This window comes from Cryobacterium sp. MDB1-18-1, assembly GCF_004402735.1.
Lineage (GTDB): Bacteria > Actinomycetota > Actinomycetes > Actinomycetales > Microbacteriaceae > Cryobacterium > Cryobacterium glucosi.
In genome coordinates this window covers 91,441-106,770 of sequence record NZ_SOFR01000044.1, presented here as the reverse complement: position 1 = coordinate 106,770, position 15,330 = coordinate 91,441, and the positions used below count along the sequence as shown (strand labels likewise).

Annotated in this window: 19 protein-coding genes; 10 read left to right on the top strand and 9 right to left on the bottom strand. The window is 65.9% G+C overall.

Translation table 11 applies throughout. The annotated features are described in order from the left end of the window. Positions 1 to 82 precede the first annotated feature (82 nt). From E3O50_RS10070 to E3O50_RS10060, 3 genes are read left to right on the top strand one after another with little or no spacing between them, the layout of a single operon-like run. On the top strand, positions 83 to 910 hold the full coding sequence (locus E3O50_RS10070; RefSeq protein ID WP_134558974.1) for a DeoR/GlpR family DNA-binding transcription regulator: 828 nt from the start codon (positions 83 to 85) through the stop codon (positions 908 to 910). 9 nt (positions 911 to 919) lie between these two features. Then, entirely contained in the window at positions 920 to 1,858 is a 939-nt protein-coding gene (locus E3O50_RS10065; protein WP_134558972.1) for an aldose 1-epimerase family protein, read from the top strand. 10 nt (positions 1,859 to 1,868) lie between these two features. Next, on the top strand, positions 1,869 to 3,209 hold the full coding sequence (locus E3O50_RS10060) for a DUF445 domain-containing protein (protein ID WP_134558970.1): 1,341 nt from the start codon (positions 1,869 to 1,871) through the stop codon (positions 3,207 to 3,209). Between the two features lie 112 nt (positions 3,210 to 3,321). On the opposite strand, the gene E3O50_RS10055 is transcribed toward E3O50_RS10060, so the two are convergent. From E3O50_RS10055 to E3O50_RS10045, 3 genes are all read right to left on the bottom strand, one after another. Next, positions 3,322 to 3,783: a hypothetical protein gene (locus E3O50_RS10055; protein WP_134450001.1), complete on the bottom strand. Its 462-nt coding sequence runs from the start codon at positions 3,781 to 3,783 to the stop codon at positions 3,322 to 3,324. Positions 3,784 to 3,902: 119 nt separating this feature from the next. Then, positions 3,903 to 5,069, bottom strand: coding sequence for a cation:proton antiporter (locus E3O50_RS10050; protein ID WP_134450002.1), 1,167 nt, complete (start codon positions 5,067 to 5,069; stop codon positions 3,903 to 3,905). Between the two features lie 43 nt (positions 5,070 to 5,112). After that, a complete protein-coding gene (locus E3O50_RS10045) occupies positions 5,113 to 5,496 on the bottom strand; it encodes a hypothetical protein (RefSeq protein ID WP_134450003.1) in 384 nt (127 codons plus the stop codon). Between the two features lie 113 nt (positions 5,497 to 5,609). Here E3O50_RS10045 and E3O50_RS10040 point away from each other — a divergent pair, with 113 nt between their 5' ends. Further along, the gene (locus E3O50_RS10040) at positions 5,610 to 6,584 is read left to right on the top strand and encodes a GGDEF domain-containing protein (protein ID WP_166787423.1); all 975 of its coding nucleotides are present in this window, start codon (positions 5,610 to 5,612) and stop codon (positions 6,582 to 6,584) included. Here E3O50_RS10040 and E3O50_RS10035 read toward each other — a convergent pair. Together E3O50_RS10035 and E3O50_RS10030 are read right to left on the bottom strand one after the other, a co-directional pair. Continuing rightward, on the bottom strand, positions 6,581 to 7,339 hold the full coding sequence (locus E3O50_RS10035) for an SDR family oxidoreductase (protein WP_134558968.1): 759 nt from the start codon (positions 7,337 to 7,339) through the stop codon (positions 6,581 to 6,583). The genes E3O50_RS10040 and E3O50_RS10035 overlap by 4 nt on opposite strands. A gap of 103 nt (positions 7,340 to 7,442) precedes the next feature. Further along, a complete protein-coding gene (locus E3O50_RS10030) occupies positions 7,443 to 8,141 on the bottom strand; it encodes a TetR/AcrR family transcriptional regulator (protein WP_134558966.1) in 699 nt (232 codons plus the stop codon). Positions 8,142 to 8,397: 256 nt separating this feature from the next. Here E3O50_RS10030 and E3O50_RS10025 point away from each other — a divergent pair, with 256 nt between their 5' ends. The 4 genes from E3O50_RS10025 to E3O50_RS10015 all read left to right on the top strand — a co-directional run bounded on the left by E3O50_RS10025 (position 8,398) and on the right by E3O50_RS10015 (position 10,442). After that, positions 8,398 to 8,655, top strand: coding sequence for a hypothetical protein (locus E3O50_RS10025; protein ID WP_134558964.1), 258 nt, complete (start codon positions 8,398 to 8,400; stop codon positions 8,653 to 8,655). Between the two features lie 2 nt (positions 8,656 to 8,657). Continuing rightward, positions 8,658 to 8,831, top strand: a complete 174-nt coding sequence (locus E3O50_RS19155) for a hypothetical protein (protein WP_166790645.1) — start codon at positions 8,658 to 8,660, stop codon at positions 8,829 to 8,831. Positions 8,832 to 8,972: 141 nt separating this feature from the next. Continuing rightward, positions 8,973 to 9,923, top strand: a complete 951-nt coding sequence (locus tag E3O50_RS10020; RefSeq protein WP_134558962.1) for a site-specific integrase — start codon at positions 8,973 to 8,975, stop codon at positions 9,921 to 9,923. Positions 9,924 to 10,172: 249 nt separating this feature from the next. Further along, positions 10,173 to 10,442 carry a hypothetical protein gene (locus tag E3O50_RS10015; protein ID WP_134558960.1) on the top strand — a complete coding sequence of 90 codons (270 nt, stop codon included), beginning with the start codon at positions 10,173 to 10,175 and terminating at the stop codon, positions 10,440 to 10,442. A 57-nt stretch (positions 10,443 to 10,499) separates the two neighbouring features. Here E3O50_RS10015 and E3O50_RS10010 read toward each other — a convergent pair whose 3' ends face one another. Further along, positions 10,500 to 10,754, bottom strand: coding sequence for a hypothetical protein (locus tag E3O50_RS10010; protein WP_134558958.1), 255 nt, complete (start codon positions 10,752 to 10,754; stop codon positions 10,500 to 10,502). 2 nt (positions 10,755 to 10,756) lie between these two features. Continuing rightward, the gene (locus tag E3O50_RS10005) at positions 10,757 to 11,497 is read right to left on the bottom strand and encodes a RelA/SpoT domain-containing protein (protein ID WP_134558956.1); all 741 of its coding nucleotides are present in this window, start codon (positions 11,495 to 11,497) and stop codon (positions 10,757 to 10,759) included. A 163-nt stretch (positions 11,498 to 11,660) separates the two neighbouring features. Between E3O50_RS10005 and E3O50_RS10000 the strand changes: the two genes are divergently transcribed. Next, on the top strand, positions 11,661 to 11,981 hold the full coding sequence (locus tag E3O50_RS10000; protein WP_134558954.1) for a hypothetical protein: 321 nt from the start codon (positions 11,661 to 11,663) through the stop codon (positions 11,979 to 11,981). A gap of 59 nt (positions 11,982 to 12,040) precedes the next feature. Further along, positions 12,041 to 13,363 (top strand): O-antigen ligase family protein, encoded by a 1,323-nt coding sequence (locus E3O50_RS09995; protein ID WP_134558952.1) that lies wholly within the window; start codon positions 12,041 to 12,043, stop codon positions 13,361 to 13,363. Here E3O50_RS09995 and E3O50_RS09990 read toward each other — a convergent pair. Then, positions 13,353 to 14,624 carry an SGNH/GDSL hydrolase family protein gene (locus E3O50_RS09990; RefSeq protein WP_166790644.1) on the bottom strand — a complete coding sequence of 424 codons (1,272 nt, stop codon included), beginning with the start codon at positions 14,622 to 14,624 and terminating at the stop codon, positions 13,353 to 13,355. The genes E3O50_RS09995 and E3O50_RS09990 overlap by 11 nt on opposite strands. After that, a complete protein-coding gene (locus tag E3O50_RS09985) occupies positions 14,621 to 15,328 on the bottom strand; it encodes a hypothetical protein (protein WP_134558948.1) in 708 nt (235 codons plus the stop codon). The genes E3O50_RS09990 and E3O50_RS09985 overlap by 4 nt, the downstream gene beginning before the upstream one ends. Positions 15,329 to 15,330 lie beyond the last annotated feature (2 nt).

Genomic DNA, 15,330 nt, shown 5'->3' with positions numbered 1-15,330 from the left:
CCTCACCACGTTAGCGGATCTGCGCAACCGAAACCAGCAGTTTCTAATTGATAACTAAAAGAAAGTAAGCGAAGATAGGGTTATGACATTCGAGACGCCGGCAGACCGCGAGCTGCTCCCGCAGTACCAGCGCAGGGAGCAGATCCGCCGGCTCGTCGACGAGCGCGGCTTCGTGCGGGTGAGTGAGCTGCGCGAGGCCTTCGGTGTGTCCGGGGTCACCGCGCGCGCCGACCTCGACGCCCTCGAGACGGAGGGGCTCGTGCACCGGGTGCACGGGGGAGCGGTGCCCGCGCTGGCCCAGGGGTCGACGCTCGCCGCGGACACAGAGCCCTCTTTCGAAGAGTCGCTCGGGGCATCCGTGATACCGAAGCAGCAGATCGGGGCGCTCGCCGCATCCCTCGTCGTGAGCGGGCAGAGCGTGATCCTCGACGTCGGCACGACCAACCTCGCCATCGCCCGTGCCCTGCTCGCCCGTTCCGAGCTGAGCGACGTCGTCGTGATCACCAACGGGCTCAGCATCGCCCTCGAGCTCGAGCCCGCCATCCCGCGCTTCACGGTGATCGTCACGGGCGGTTCGCTCCGGCCGTTGCAGCACTCCCTCGTCGAGCCGCTCGCCGCGACCGTGCTCAGCCAGGTCCACGCCGACCTCGCCTTCATCGGCTGCAACGGCGTCGACGCGGGAGGCGGGGTCACGAACATCAACCTGCCGGAAGCCGGCGTCAAGACCCTCATGCTCCAGGCGGCGACCCGGGCGATCGTGGTCGCGGACGGCTCCAAGCTCGGCCGGGTGCACCTCGGCAGGGTCGGCCCCCTCGATGCCTTCGATTCCCTGCTGACGGATGCCGCAGCGCACCCCGATGCGCTGGCCCGGCTCCGCGAGGCCGGACTCACCGTGCTCCAGGGCGAATAGGCTGGTCCCATGCGCGCAGCCACCGGAACCCAGTACGAACTGACACACGAGACCCCGGACGGGCGGGCCACGGCGACGATCACCGAGGTCGCCGCCGGGATCCGAGCTTATGCCCTGAACGGCATAGACCTCGTGGAGACCTTCGCTGCGGAGGTCGAGCCGCCGATGTCCGCGGGCATCGTGCTCGTGCCGTGGCCCAACCGCATCCGCGACGGGATCTGGCGGCACGGCGAGGACAGGCAGCAGCTCAGCATCACCGAGCCCCTCCTGAACAACGCCATTCACGGACTCCTCCGCTTCACCCCGTATCGCCTCGTCGAGCGGGACGCTGCGGCGGTGACCCTCGCCGCGACCGTGTTCCCCCAGTCCGGCTTCCCGTTCCAGCTCGACACGAGCGTGACCTATGCCCTCACCGACACGGGCCTCGAGGTCACCCACACCGTCCACAACGTCGGCACAGAGAACGCCCCCGTGGCCATCGGCGTGCACCCGTACCTCAAGATCGGCGACGTCCCCACAGAGGACCTCGTGTTGCGCGTCGACGCGGACACGCACCTCGAAGTGGATGCCCGGCTCAACCCGACCGGTGTCGACACCCCGGTCGGCGGCACCGGCTACGACCTCCGTGCCGGTGTGCGCGTCGCCGATCTTGCGCTCGACGACGCCTTCGGCGGCGCCGGACGCGAGCATTCGCTCACCGCTCCGGACGGCCGCAGGGTCACCGTCTGGGGCGACGAGAACATGCGGTACGTGCAGGTCTTCACCCCGACCGAGTTCCCCGTCACGGCGAGCGATGGCGCGAGCGCCATGCCCGGCCGTGCCGTCGCGATCGAGCCGATGACCGCGCCCGCCGACGCCTTCAACTCGGGGGCCGGCCTCCGCTGGCTCGCGCCGGACGAGTCCTGGACCGTGCGCTGGGCCATCCGCCCGACCGGATTCCAGGCCTAGGCTCGCATCCATGGCGCTGACGCGCGAACCGACGCCGGGCCGGTCGACACCCGGTCGGCCGAAGCCCCGCGGCACCAGGCGGCGCCGTACCGCCGTGCTCAGCCCCGCAGACGCGGCCCGGCTGGTGGCGCTGGTCAGGATGAAGCGGCTCGCCCTCGCGCTGCTCCTCCTGATGGCGCTCGTCTTCGCGGTCTCGTTTGCGCTGCAGGATCGTATTCCCGCACTGCACTACGTCAGGGCCGCCGCCGAGGGCGGCATGGTCGGCGCCCTCGCCGACTGGTTCGCCGTGACCGCGCTGTTCCGGTATCCGCTCGGCCTGCGCATCCCGCACACCAACATCATCGCGAGCCGCAAAGACGAGATCGGCGCGAGCCTCGGCGAATTCGTGGGCACCAACTTCCTCTCCGAGCAGGTCGTCCGCGGCAAGCTCGACTCGATCGGGGTGTCCAGGAGACTCGGCACCTGGTTGAAGCAGCCAGACAACGCCAGCAGGCTCACCGAGGAGATCTCCGTCGCCGGCACCGGGCTGCTCACTCTCCTGAGTGACGACGCGATCAAGGACCTCATCGAGACCGTGGCGCGCGAGCACCTCGTGCGTCCGGAGTGGGCGCCGCCGATCGGCAGGGTCGGCGCGCGCCTGCTCGCCTCCGGGCAGCAGCACGCGGTCGTCGACCTGCTCCTGGATCGCGCGGAGGCCTGGCTCGAAGCCCACCCGGAGGCCTTCGGAAAGGCCGTGTCCGCTCGGCTGCCCGGCTGGCTCCCCGGCTTCGTCGACCGCCTCGTCGACGACAGGGCGCACCGCGAGGTACTCGGGTTCGTCGCCGCCGTGCGGGCGGATGCCGCGCATCCGCTTCGCGAGGCCATCGACCGTTACCTCGTCGAGCTGGCCGACGACCTCGAGCACGACCCGGCGATGATCAACCGGGTCGAGACCCTGAAGCTCGAGCTCCTGGACAGCGCCCGCCTGCGCGAGTTCGCGAGCGAGACCTGGGAGGCCGTGAAGGTGTCCCTCGTGGCGTCGCTCGGCGACCCGTCGAGCGACCTGAGGGACGGCATCCGTGCGACCGTGATCGAGGTGGGCGAGCGGCTCGCCGGCGACGGCGCGCTCGGAGGGCGCATCGATCGCTGGATCGCCGACTCGGTCACGTACCTCGTGCGGACCTACCGGGACGAGATCGCCGGTGTCATCACCGAGACGGTCGAACGCTGGGATGCCGCGGAGACGAGCGAGAAGATCGAGCTGCAGGTCGGACGCGACCTCCAGTACATCCGGATCAACGGCACCGTCGTCGGCTCCCTTGCGGGGCTCGCGATCTTCGCCGTCGCCCAGGCCGCCGTCACCCTCCTCTAAGCCGGGCGTCTACGCAAAGTAGACCAGAGCAGAGCGGAGCCTCCGTGGCCCGACGCGGCGAGGCCCCGACCGGTATCACCCGGTCGGGGCCTCGCCCGGTCACGGTGGCTGCTCAGGCGGCGCGGCGCAAGCGGGTCGGCGCTTCCGTATCGAGCGGATGCCGCGTCCCGGTCGGTCGTGCCTGCGCGCGTGCCGCGGCGGTCACGATGCCGCCCTGCGGGATCCGGATGTCACGGTCGACGACGGCTCCGCTCTGTACCCGGGCGCCGTCTCCGATCCGGGAGTGGCTTCCGAGACGGGCGGCCGCGCCGATCACGGCGTCGACGCCGACGTGCACGTTCTGGCCGATGAAGGCCCGCGCTCCGACAAGGGCGTTGTGGTCGATCCAGCTGCCCGGTCCGATCCAGGCCTCCGCACCCACCTTGGCTCCGCTCTCGACGTATGCCGTTCCGGAGATGAAGGCGGACGGATCGACCCGCGCCCCGCCGGAGACCAGTCCGCGTCCGTTCGCGTGCCGGCGGTACTTTTCGATGGTGCCGGTTTCGGTCTCGACTTCTTCGTTAATTCTTTCCACGTGCGACCTCCTTGAATTGTCGCGTCACCCCGCAGCTCCCGCTCCGCTGTGTGCCCGCAGCGCGCGTGGCGCGACTGCGGAGCGACAAGTCTGGCGGCTGAGCCCGAGTGCTGACCGTGTCAACGCTGTGTGCTCCCCGAGAATTCCCCGGGCGGTCGCCCGGCCTGCCTCCTGGAGGCGACGCCCGCAGCCACGGTCGCGACACCGATCGTGATCAGGGCGCCGAGGATCAGAGCGGCCGCCTCGCCAGGCGCAAGCAGCTTCAGCTGGGTCCCGATCGTCGCCGCCGCAACCGGCACGCCGAGCTGGGCGGCCGCAAGCAGACCGTACGGCAGTGGCAGGCCGAGCAGCCGGGCCGAGGCATGCGCGACGACGGCGCCGAGACCGAGGACGAGACCGAGCAGGACCATTCCGGGCCGGGTCAGGAGGTCGAGCACGTTGAGCGAGGCGCCGAGCCACACGTAGAAGAGCGGCCCGAGGAAGCCGTCGGCGATCGCGAACAGTTGCCGGGCGAGGCGCCTCGGCTCTCCGACCATCGCGACGGCCAGCCCGAAGGAGAACCCGGCGAGCATGATCGAGACGTGGCTCACCACCGCGAGGGCGGCGAACGCGAACAGGATCGTCAGCTGCACCCGCAGTTCGAGGGCGAACTTGCGGTCCTCGGACACCCGGTGCAGTCGGAGCCGGGCGCCATTCTTCTCGAGTCGCGACAGCACGAGATACAGCAGCGCCGCGGATGCCGCGACCGCTGTGGCGCCGAGCGCGGCCGAGCCTGCATTGGCCGGGTCGATCACGATCGGCAGGGCGACGATCGCAGCGACGTCGGCGATCGCGACCTGCGCGGTCACCTGCAGCACCGACGGGCCGGTCAGTTTCAGCGAGTCGATCACCGGCAGCACGAGCGCCGCAGACGACGACGCGAGCAGCACCGCATACAGTGGCGCATGGCCGGTACCGAAGAGCACCGCCGTCGCCACGCCGAGCACGATCGCGATGCCGGCGGCCAGACCGGCCCTGGCCGTGCCCTTGCCGAGCGCCGAACGGATACCGGCATCACGCACCGGAACGTGGGTGCCTGCCACGAACATGATCAGTGCGAACCCGACGTCAGCGAGCAGGGTCAGGGTCGGATCGCTCGAGTCGACGAGTCCGAGCCCGGTGCGGCCGACGAGGATTCCAGCGAGGAGCTCGCCGAGCATGACCGGAACCCGCCAGCGCTGCGGGGTCGCCAGCAGCGGGCCGAGCAGGCCGACCAGGGAGATGATCGCAAGGGTCTGGAACGTCATCGGGGTGTCCGGACAGGCAACCGGCAGTGCACCATGGGCGCGGTTAGAGCGTCAGGTCCGCCAGCTGAACCGGGATGTCGGTGTTCTCGTTCGTGAGGTACGTCGCGCAGACGCGGTGGTAGCCATCCGCGATGTGCAGCGGAACCGCGGCAGGCAGATTGCCGCGCACGAGCAGGATCGGGCCCAGCCGGCGACCCTCGCGGATCAGCCTGAGGTAATTGGCGACGTGCGGGTTCTCCGGCGTGAGCAGGGGGAGACCGGCGGCGCGCAGGATGTCCTTGGCCTTGTGGAAGGTGATGGGCGCTGCCTCGAGGGCGAGCGAGGTCGCCTCGACCGCGTGCTCGTTCACGAGCAACCGCAGGTAGTCGGCCGCCTTCGGGTAGTTCTCCGGGATGGGCTCCTCGAGCCACTTGACCTTCCTGGGCATTGCGACTCCTCGTGCCGGGCATCCGTTGGTGGGGCGATAGCCTGAGCGTAGTACGAATGGGTGTGCCCATTCGAGCGGCTCGGGCCGATGGCCTGAGGATCGGGAGAAGACACGTGCGGCGAGAGAGCGGTCCAACGGCGGCCTCGCTGATCCCGCCGTTCGCCTACGTCACGTCGGCCGCCGGCTTCGTCATCGTCATCAGCGGCCTGGTGGATGCTGCGACCTCGGCAGGGGGCGGGCTCGGCTCGCTGTGGACCTGGCTCTGGACCCTCGTGGCCGCCGTCGTCTCCGCGCTGCCCGTCGCGTTCGGAGCCCGCTTCCCGCGCTGGGTCGGGCTCGCGGGAACCCTCGTGTTCTTCGCGGTGACCGCGCTGCAGATGGCGGTCTCGACTGCCCCGATCCTGTCGGTGAACAACCTGGTGCTCTACCCGATGTTCGCCTGTTATCTCGGCTGGTTCTACCGTCCGTTCGTGTCGCGACTGGCGGTCGGATTCGCGTTCGGGGCCTCCGGCATCGCGCTCGCCGTGAATCCCTTCGACGCCGTCCAGATCACCTGGGTCAACCTGGCTCTCGCGTCGCTCTTCTGCCGGGAGGCCGCTGGGTATCTGCGGGCCAAGCTCGACCGGGAGATCACCACCGACCCGCTCACCGGCGTCCTGAACCGGTCGGGGCTGGATGCCCGTCTCGACCTCGAGCTCGCCAGGGGAACGCGTACCGGGCAACCGATGACCGTCGCGATTCTCGATCTCGATGACTTCAAACGCCTCAACGACGAGCACGGGCATGCGGAAGGGGATCGCGTGCTGGTGGCCTTCGCGGGCTGCCTGAGACGCAACACGCGACCCTATGACTCGGTCGTGCGCCTGGGCGGTGATGAGTTCCTGCTGCTGATGACGTCCACGACGGTGGAGCAGGCCAGGGAGATGCTCGCGCGGATCTCCGCACCGGGCGGTCTGGACTGGTCGTCGGGACTGGCAGAAGCCCGCCCCGGAGATGACGCCCACAGCATCCGCGAGCGCGCGGACCAGGAGCTCTATGCCGAGAAGCGGCGCAAACGGAGCGGCCGCATGGGAGTCAGCGGGGGCTAGGCGAGCCCGCCGTTGGTGAAGATGACCTGGCCGTTGACCCAGCGGGCGGGGCCGGCGAGGAACGCGACGGTCTCGGCGATGTCGGTGGGCTGGCCGAGCCTTTCCAGGGGGACGGCCGCGGCGAGGTTCGTGATCGTGGCCTCGTCCTTGCCGTTCAGGAACAGGGCGGTCGCGGTCGGGCCGGGGGCGACCGCGTTGACGGTCACGTCCTTGCCGCGCAGTTCACGGGCGAGGATGAGCGTGATGCTCTCGACCGCGGCCTTGCTCGCCACGTAGGCGCCGTAGCCGGGGAACTGGGTGCGGGTGACGGAGGTGGAGAAGTTGATGATCGCTCCGCCCGGGCGGACCCGGCGGGCCGCCTGCTGGGAGATCACGACGGTGCCACGGATGTTGGTGCGGTAGATCCGGTCGAGGTCGGCGAGGTCGAGGGTCGCGATCGGCGAGAGGAGCATGATGCCTGCCGTGTTCACGACGACGTCGATCCCGCCGAACTCCGCCTCCACCGCGTCGAACGCGGCCGACATGGCTCCCTCGTCGGCGACGTCGCCGCCGATCGCGATGGCGCGGCCGCCCGCGGCCTTGACCGCGGCGGCGGTCTCATCGGCTTTCGCCTGGTTGCCGGCGTAGTGCACGCCGAGGGCGAAGCCGTCGTCTGCAAGTCGCTCGACGACGGCGCGTCCGATGCCGCCGGACCCGCCGGTGACGAGGGCGACCCGGGAGCCCTGGATGGTGGGATTGGTGCCGATGGTACTCATGGGGGATTCGCTTTCTGTTGCACTGCGGTGGTGCGCGCCCTGTTTCGGGCGCGACGGATGACGCCCCGGCGGGACGCCTGAAGACCTGCGGTGGGGCTGGCTGTCAGTCGGAGGGCGACGAGGACTGGATGCGCTCCAGCCATTCGTCGAGCAGCCCGGCCTCGCGGCCCGTGAAGAGAGCAGGGGGCAGGGTGGGACGGCTCGTGCGGAGGGTGATCGCCGCAATGCGGGCGGATTCGCCGGCGTCCGGAGCGGGCGCGGTGTCGGATACCAGCCCGCCGAGGACGATGTCACGCATTATCGACGAAATGGCCGGGTCGGGATAGAGCGCAGGGCGGAGGATCAGGGCGAGAGCGACTCCGGTATTCGCCGCCATCACCACCCGTGCCGCGATCTCAGGAGCAACGCGCAGCCGTCCCTGCGCGGCCAGGCGTTCGAGCACGCTCTGGAGGAGTCGCATGGCTTCGTTCGCTGATTCCGCCTTGGCGACGGATCCTGACCCGAACAGGAGCCGGTAGGCGTTCGGCTGGGCGAGGGCGAACGCATTGTGGCTGTCCCAGCCGGCCCGCAGGTCGCTCAACGGATCGGCGGATTCCTCGGCTGCGCGCTTCATGCCCAGGTACTGGTCCCAGACCTGATCGACCGTGGCCGCGAGCAGGCCCTCCTTGTCGCCGAACAGCCGGTAGATGACCGGTTGCTGCACTCCCGCCGCTTCGCACACGGCGCGCGTCGAGATGTCCCCGCCAGGGGACTGCGCCAGCAACTCGGCCGTCGCGTCGATTATCACTGATCGTGTGCTCATGTGACTGACGCTAACACGAGAGTGTTATCACCGCAACCGCTGCGCGCATACTGCTGCTAACACAAGAGTGGGCCCCGTCGGGCTCGAACCGACGACCCAAGGATTATAGGGGCGACGGTTCGCCGCGGATCCTGAGCCTGGTCGAGGACGAGCCGGAGCCGCTGCGGCTGCTGACGGCGCCGGCCCGCGGTATCGTAACCGTCGGCGACTTCACCCGCACCGTCACGGCCGTCCCGATCCTGACTGCGGTGAACTGATGAGCTGCGAGGTTGTGGCCGACACCCACGGTGTCGAGGCCTGGTGCGAAGAGTGCAGCGGCTCTGTCGCCTACTCAACGGACGCATGGCATGCCTGGGAAATCGCGGCCGCTGCGGCCCGACTCCACTCCGAGAACCACGGCGCCATCTTCCTCGACGCCGAAGGCCGGCCGACGCTCACACCGACGTCATGGTACGCCGGTGGATGCTCCAACCTGCTCGAGGAATCCCGCGCCCTGCAGGCCAGCAAGGCCTAGTCATGAAGGTCTGGGAACTGCTCGGTGCGATCGCTGGCCATGCCGAAGACGGCCGCGCCATGCAAGAAGAGGTCCTAGTCCGCACCAACGGAGACGTCAGACCCGTGACCAGCTCTTATTCCAACGGCACATTTATCCTGATCGCCGGGCCACCCATCGACAACCAGCTACCGTAAGAAATCCTCAGAATATTCACGCGGCTCCCCGAAGCCGTCCGCGACGACCGACAAAATTCCACTGATGATTTGACCCGACATTCACTCAACCGCTAAATCTTCTCTAGCGGTACCAATGCCGCGCTCGATGGGGGGAACACAATGCGTCAGACAACCTGGGACCAATCTCTGGAGGCCTTCGCCACGCACCAACGCGCAGCGAACCTCACGTCGAAAACGATCGCGAACCGCGAAGAATGCCTCCGACAATTCGCCCGCCGCAGCGACCAGGAACCCCACACCGTAACCCTCGACCACCTCGAGGCATACCTCGGCCGCGACAACTACCGCACCGGCCGACCCCTCGCCGCCGGCACGAAGATGACCGAGCGCTCCTACTTCCAGACGTTCTTCGCCTGGCTCCACACGACCGGCCGCCGCGATGACGACCCAGCGGCCGCGCTCCACCGCATCAAACGTCCCCGCCGCAAGCCCCGCCCCTTCCGCCAGGCACAGGTCGACCACATCCTCGACGGGGGCTCCTACCGCCGCACCCGCGACATCATGATCATCGCGGCACTCTCCGGCCTCCGCATCGGGGAAATCGTCAAGATCCGCGGCGAAGACATCGACTGGGAAGTCGGCGAGCTGTTCACCATCCGCAAGGGCGGCGTTGAGCACGTCATCGCCCTACACCCCGTACTCCAGGAGCTAGCGACCCGATACCCGCGCCGCGGATGGTGGTTCCCCTCGCCCACGAAAAACCGTCAGTTCCCCACCGGCGGCGGGCACATCCTCATGAAGAGCGCCAGCGACCGAGTCTCCTACGCCATCCGCCAGGCTGGCCTCCCCGCTGGCCGACTCACCGGACACAGCTTCCGACACTTCTACGCCACCGAACTGCTCAACCAGGGTGTGAATATCCGCGTCGTCCAGGAGATGCTCGGTCACGCTTCGCTGGCCACTACGCAGCTTTACACTGAGGTCACTACGGCCCAGATGCACCAGAGCGTTGCCCTGCTGCCAGGTATCACCCTGCGAGAGCGCTCCGGCCGCGTCACCCGCCTCGTCGTTCGCTTCCAGGAACCCGGGACTGGGCAGAAGGCGGCATAAACGATTGAAAAGCCCCGACTGCCAACTAGATAGGTGGCAGTGGGGGCGTAGTCTCGCGGCATGGACGACCTCACGGAGCTGGACCCACCGAACTGTCCGGCCTGCCTAGCCCGGTGCATGGTGGCCGGCACGATGTCGCACCCGTTCTGGGAGTGCCCGTCTTGCCGCACCGCTGTGCTCTCGCGCGGATGACCTCGTAGAATCGGCTTAGCGCGGGCCGGTGCACTCTGCCTTCCTATGAGAGCCGCGATGTCGATGCCGAAACCCATCCGCTACAGCCGCGACGAATGGCTTTGCATGCGCAACGCCCCTGTCCTGCCGAAGGCGGTCATCCGCCGCGTTCTCGTCACCGACCACGCGAGCAGTGCGAGGGTCGAGAAGTTCCGTGCCGTGACATGGGCAATCGAGAGCGCCGAGCGTGAGCTAGTCGGCCACTTCGACGACCTACGATCCGCCAACGACGCCGTGCTGTACGACGTCGTCGCGCACGGGCCCGTCGGGCCAGTGAATGGTCGTTAACGAAAAACGACCCGGCCAGCTCTTGATGAGAGCCGCCCGGGTCGAGGTGGTCATTGCTTAGGCGGTAAGCAGGAGCTCCGCAAACAACGGGTTACTTTCCGATCTGAAGTAGTGTCCGTGCGTCTTCATGATCGTCTGGATACTGTCAGAACCAATGAGAACGATCTCATAGTCCTCACTGTTCATGTGCTGCTTCTCGGCTTCCGCATAGGCCTTGGTCGCCTTGGTCGAGTCCTTGAACTCGTCCTGTTGAACCAATTTCTGATCTTTGTGGCTGTAGACGAGAAGAAAATGCACCGTTACGGCTGCCATTTCTAAGCTCTCCTTCTGCTGTAGTAACCCTCTGTTATGACTTGGTTTGTAGTCTCGTTTAGCTGCGAGCGTAGAACGTCCGGGAGAGCAATCCCGTACTCCTGATGATAGATGACCTCACCAGCCGTACTGAAATACTTAAGCATACTCTCTGGGCCACTGCCATCCTTCAACGTCAGGTTGTGACTGGAGTCAGCTGACTCAATAGCGTTCGCCCACGACTGTTGGCCTTTGGTGCGCAGTTGCACTTCAATCCGCCTGCCGCCACGCTGCACAGTCAGATGTATTGCCCGATAACCCATCGCATTCGGAGTCTGGACGTAGTCGCGCCTGCGCACGATTGTTTGACCCCACGTTTTCTCGACGTGCGCCCAGACTCGCGCGAGTGTCTCGGCATCATCGAGGACCGCACGACAGCCACCAATATCTTCAAGGCGCGCAAGATTAGTCTTTTCCATGCGCGCCAGCTTGCGAATGATTCGCGGGACTCGCTTGAGCCGCTGGGACACGAGCGGGGTTTCCTGCGTCTCGCTCCGCACAATTTGGCGCAGTCCGACGGTCACGCTACTCAACGGTCGCTGATGCGCAGCTCTAAAGTTGCTGATGACCGAGTGCGCCTCAAGAAACTGATCGCTGTCGAACCACGCGGCTGGGTATCCCTGCCGCTGCGCGTCGGCCAAATACTCACCGCATCGATTGATCTGTCCCTTGCTTGGAAGGATAAGTGCAGTTCCCGTGGCCATGAGTGTGATCGTAGTGCAATCAGCCAATGACGAATGGCCCCGGCCGCCCTCGAAGTGAGGACGGCCGGGGCCAGTGTCGTGCGGGGTCGACCCGAACTAAATGGGTCGCTATGGGGCATCCCGTTCTCTGCGCTAGTAGACGCAAGTCCAGTAACCTCAAGCCATGAAGTCCTTTGAGTCCCTTGGATCTGGTATCCGAAGCCTGAAGCGCAGACCCATCGAGCTGTTCTTCATGTTGCTTAGCGGCGTCACTCTCCTGAGCGGGATGGTCATTTCGTTTCTCGGGGGACAGGCGTTGGCCCAGAGCGCGGCTACTCCCGTGCCCCAGGATGGCGGTTCACTCATTGCAGGAATGAGTTCACAGATGTGGGCTGACCTCGGCGGTCTAATGATGATGTTCGGAGCCCTAGTAGCGCTCGGTCTAGGCTTCTACATAACGTGGCACCAGAATGCTCAGGGTCGGGCCAAGCGCACTGAGTCGTAGCCACGACGGCTGATGCAACAGTTAAGTGAGTATTGGACGCGTTCCTATAGCATGGGCGCATGTCGGTCACTCTCGATGCCCCTAGCTTGAGGGCCAAGTCACGCGCCCGTTTCGGCAGGTTTGATCCAGTAATCGCGCTGACTATTGCTGCATTCGCATGGGCGGTCATACCCGGATTTCTCCAATTGCAGCTTGGGATACGCCCTGGGGACACGCTGGGCTCGGCTAGCGTGACCACTCCTCTATCGACGCTGTCGAAGGACCTTCTCCTGTATGTAGTCTATGGGCTGTCGGCGATCGCGGTCCTGGGAAGCGTCATTAGGCGAACAAGGTCCGGCGCATGGCTGGTCGTTTATCTTGCCCCATGGCTGGCGCTGGCAATCGCGTCCTTCGCAGCAACACGATCCTTCACGATTACGAGCCTCATCTATCTCGCCATTGGTCTAGCCGTACTCGACCACACCGACAAGATTCGTATCCTCAGGGTCGTGGGCATACTGACCGCCTGGGTGTCAGTACTGAGTATCTTGATGACCCTAACGACGTCGCAGGCCTTCACGAGTCAGGCGCTGGTGCCGGACTCGAAAGCGATCATTGGGAGCACTCTGCTCAACGGGCCGTTTTACCATCCGAATACCCTTGGAACGGTTCTCGCCCTTGGGTTTCCGTTTGCATTTTTGATCAAACGCACCGGCTGGCGGCGACTCAGCTTGGTCGTCATCGCCTTCGCTCTTGTCTGGACGGCATCCAGAACATCCATCCTGGCTGTCGCGGTCGGTCTTGCCGCTGCGGGACTCTGGGTAGCTATCCGACGTCTCGGCGACGGAAGCAGGCTGCTCCTTGGTCTACCGCAACTACTCGTCTACTTAGCCGTTATCCCCGTCGGCGTTATCCTCGTTGCGACCTCGAATGCCAAGTCCTTCTCAGCCCGAGGGATTATCTGGGAAGAGAGCCTGGCGCTCTGGAAATCCAGACCTTTTCTGGGGTGGGGATCAGACATCTACATCAGCATTTCGGAGACCAGATCCGCGATCGCCGGCCTCGCGTTCCATGGCCATAACATGTGGGTGAACACCGTGACAGTGGCCGGAATTGTTGGTGCCGCCGCCCTTGCCCTCGTCTACATCGCTATCTTGGTGAAGTCTTGGCGTTTCGGAAATATGAAACCAACCACCACTTCCCTCACGCTCGCTATGTGGCCAATCGTCTTTATCTGCCTTGGGTGGCTGGAAGTCCCGACGACCTTCTTTACGTTCGGCTACACCTCTTGGGCGGCATGGGTGCCCCTCGCGGTGGTACTTGCGATTCCGTCTGGCCAGTATGCCCGCTCAAAGACGACCGTTCCAGCTTTGAGCGGGTATGCGGAGTCAACTAGGCCGTGAGCCCGTAGCGGCTCAGGTTCTGGATGCCTGCCTGGTCGAAGCAGTATGTTCCGCCACCACCGATCGTGATCTGCACCTGCACATAGACCGTGTTGGCTGGGATAACGACTGGCGGGGTCATGAAGACGCCCTGTCGGTCGTCGAGGGTGTGGTTCCCGTACCCGGCGACTCCGGGTACCCAGTAGAGGTCGTCAGCTCGGGCGAGCACGGCGAACCCGCTACTCAGGCACTGGACGGAGAACGACATACCCGCCTGTGTCAGGGTTGCCGGGGCCTGATCGAGCGCGGTCGCCTTCGCCACGATGGAGGCTGCGATGGTATCGCCCACCGACCACGACCCGCCCCGAGTGTTCGAGTTGGTGAGCGTCATCGATGTGGCAACGCCTGGCGCTGACGGGGCCAGGAGAAGTTGCTGCCACGTGCGTGCGGCCGGAGATTGGGTGGCGATATCAGTGCGGGCTGGCTTGGAGTAGGCCACCGTGCCACTACCGGTCGGGGTGGAACCCGTCCATCCGGTGGGGGCCGCCCCCACTCCAGCGCCTGAGAACTGCCCATAGAGGAGCGTGTTGGTCGTGTCAGCCTCGTCGGAGAAGAGCTCGGCCGGGGCGTTGATCCCGACAGCGCGCAAGGCGGCTGCGAGTGTCTTCCCCATGACGTAGGCACCGATCGCGGCCGGGTGGGTGCCGTCGTTGGTCTGCACGAGGAACCCGGAGCCGGCGTAGTTGCCGTTGATCGGGTTGACGAGCGCAGCAAAGTAGTCTACGATCACGACACTGCGACGGGTGTGGCCCTGCATCCGGATCCATGCGTTCAGACGGCGGTGCTGCATGGCCCCCGTCGCAGTGAGGGTGTTCTGCGGCGGGATTGTGCCCAGGATCACCCGGATGCCGGCAGTCTCGAAGTAATTCAGCACGTAGTCGAGATTGGCGATCGTGACCGAAATGTCGATGCCATTGTTTACGTCATTTGTGCCCATCAGGATATGCACCCAGCCGGGCCGGACGTTCACCACATCGTTGAGGCGGTTCAGCATGGGCGTCGTCTTTTCGCCACTCACCCCGAAGTTGCCGAGGAATGTGAAGGCGTGCCCGAGAAGGAACTGCGCCCACGTCCAGAATCCGATGTCCTTGTACGTCGTTGGGTTGACGGCGTGGCGGCCGCCGTTGAACGTGATCGAGTCCCCAAACAGGGCAAGCCCATTCGGGACCGTTCGCGAGCGGTGGATCTGGCGGAGTACTGCTGCGTTGGGGATGCCGCTCACGAGGACAGCACCCCATCCAATGTCAGGATGAGGCCGGGGACCGTGGCGTATCCGGTGATGAAGTCGCCCGGTGCGAGGACGTGGGAGCGCACGATATCAATGTCGGGGACACCGGCGAAGGCATCCGGGCGGGACAGGTTGCCGCCGAGGACGCGGTTTGTAGCACCGCCCGTGCCGCCCGCGTGCACCACAGACAGGAAGACATTCCCGGCGTACGCCGTGGGGTTCGATACGACGATCCCGCTCAGCTGCGCAGTCTTGCCAGTGGGTGGCGTCCAGAGCCCCGGCGTAGCGGTTACCTCAGCGAACGCCGAGAGGGTGGGCAGCGCGCCGGCAGGGGTAACGGAGCCGGTGTCGGCCCATGAGGTGGCCGGGGCGGCGACTGTTGCCATGAGGAGTTCGCTGCCGCTGGTGCGTCCGTAGACCTTGTAACTTGTCGCGCCCGGGACTGCGAGCCAGTACAGGGTGACCATGCCTGTTGTGCCGGTTGTCGTCCCGACGATGGTGGGTGCTGCAAGAGTCTCTGCCGTGCCGATGAGCGCAGATACCCGATAGCCGTAGGTGCCGGCCGCGAGTGTTCCACCTGAGGTTGCCGTGACCGGGAAACCCTGCACTGACGGTGATGCCGCAAGTACGCACGGAAGAGTGACGGCCGTGAGGTTCGTTGGCGTGAGACTCGAAACGAGGATGAGGTCGGTGGGCATGG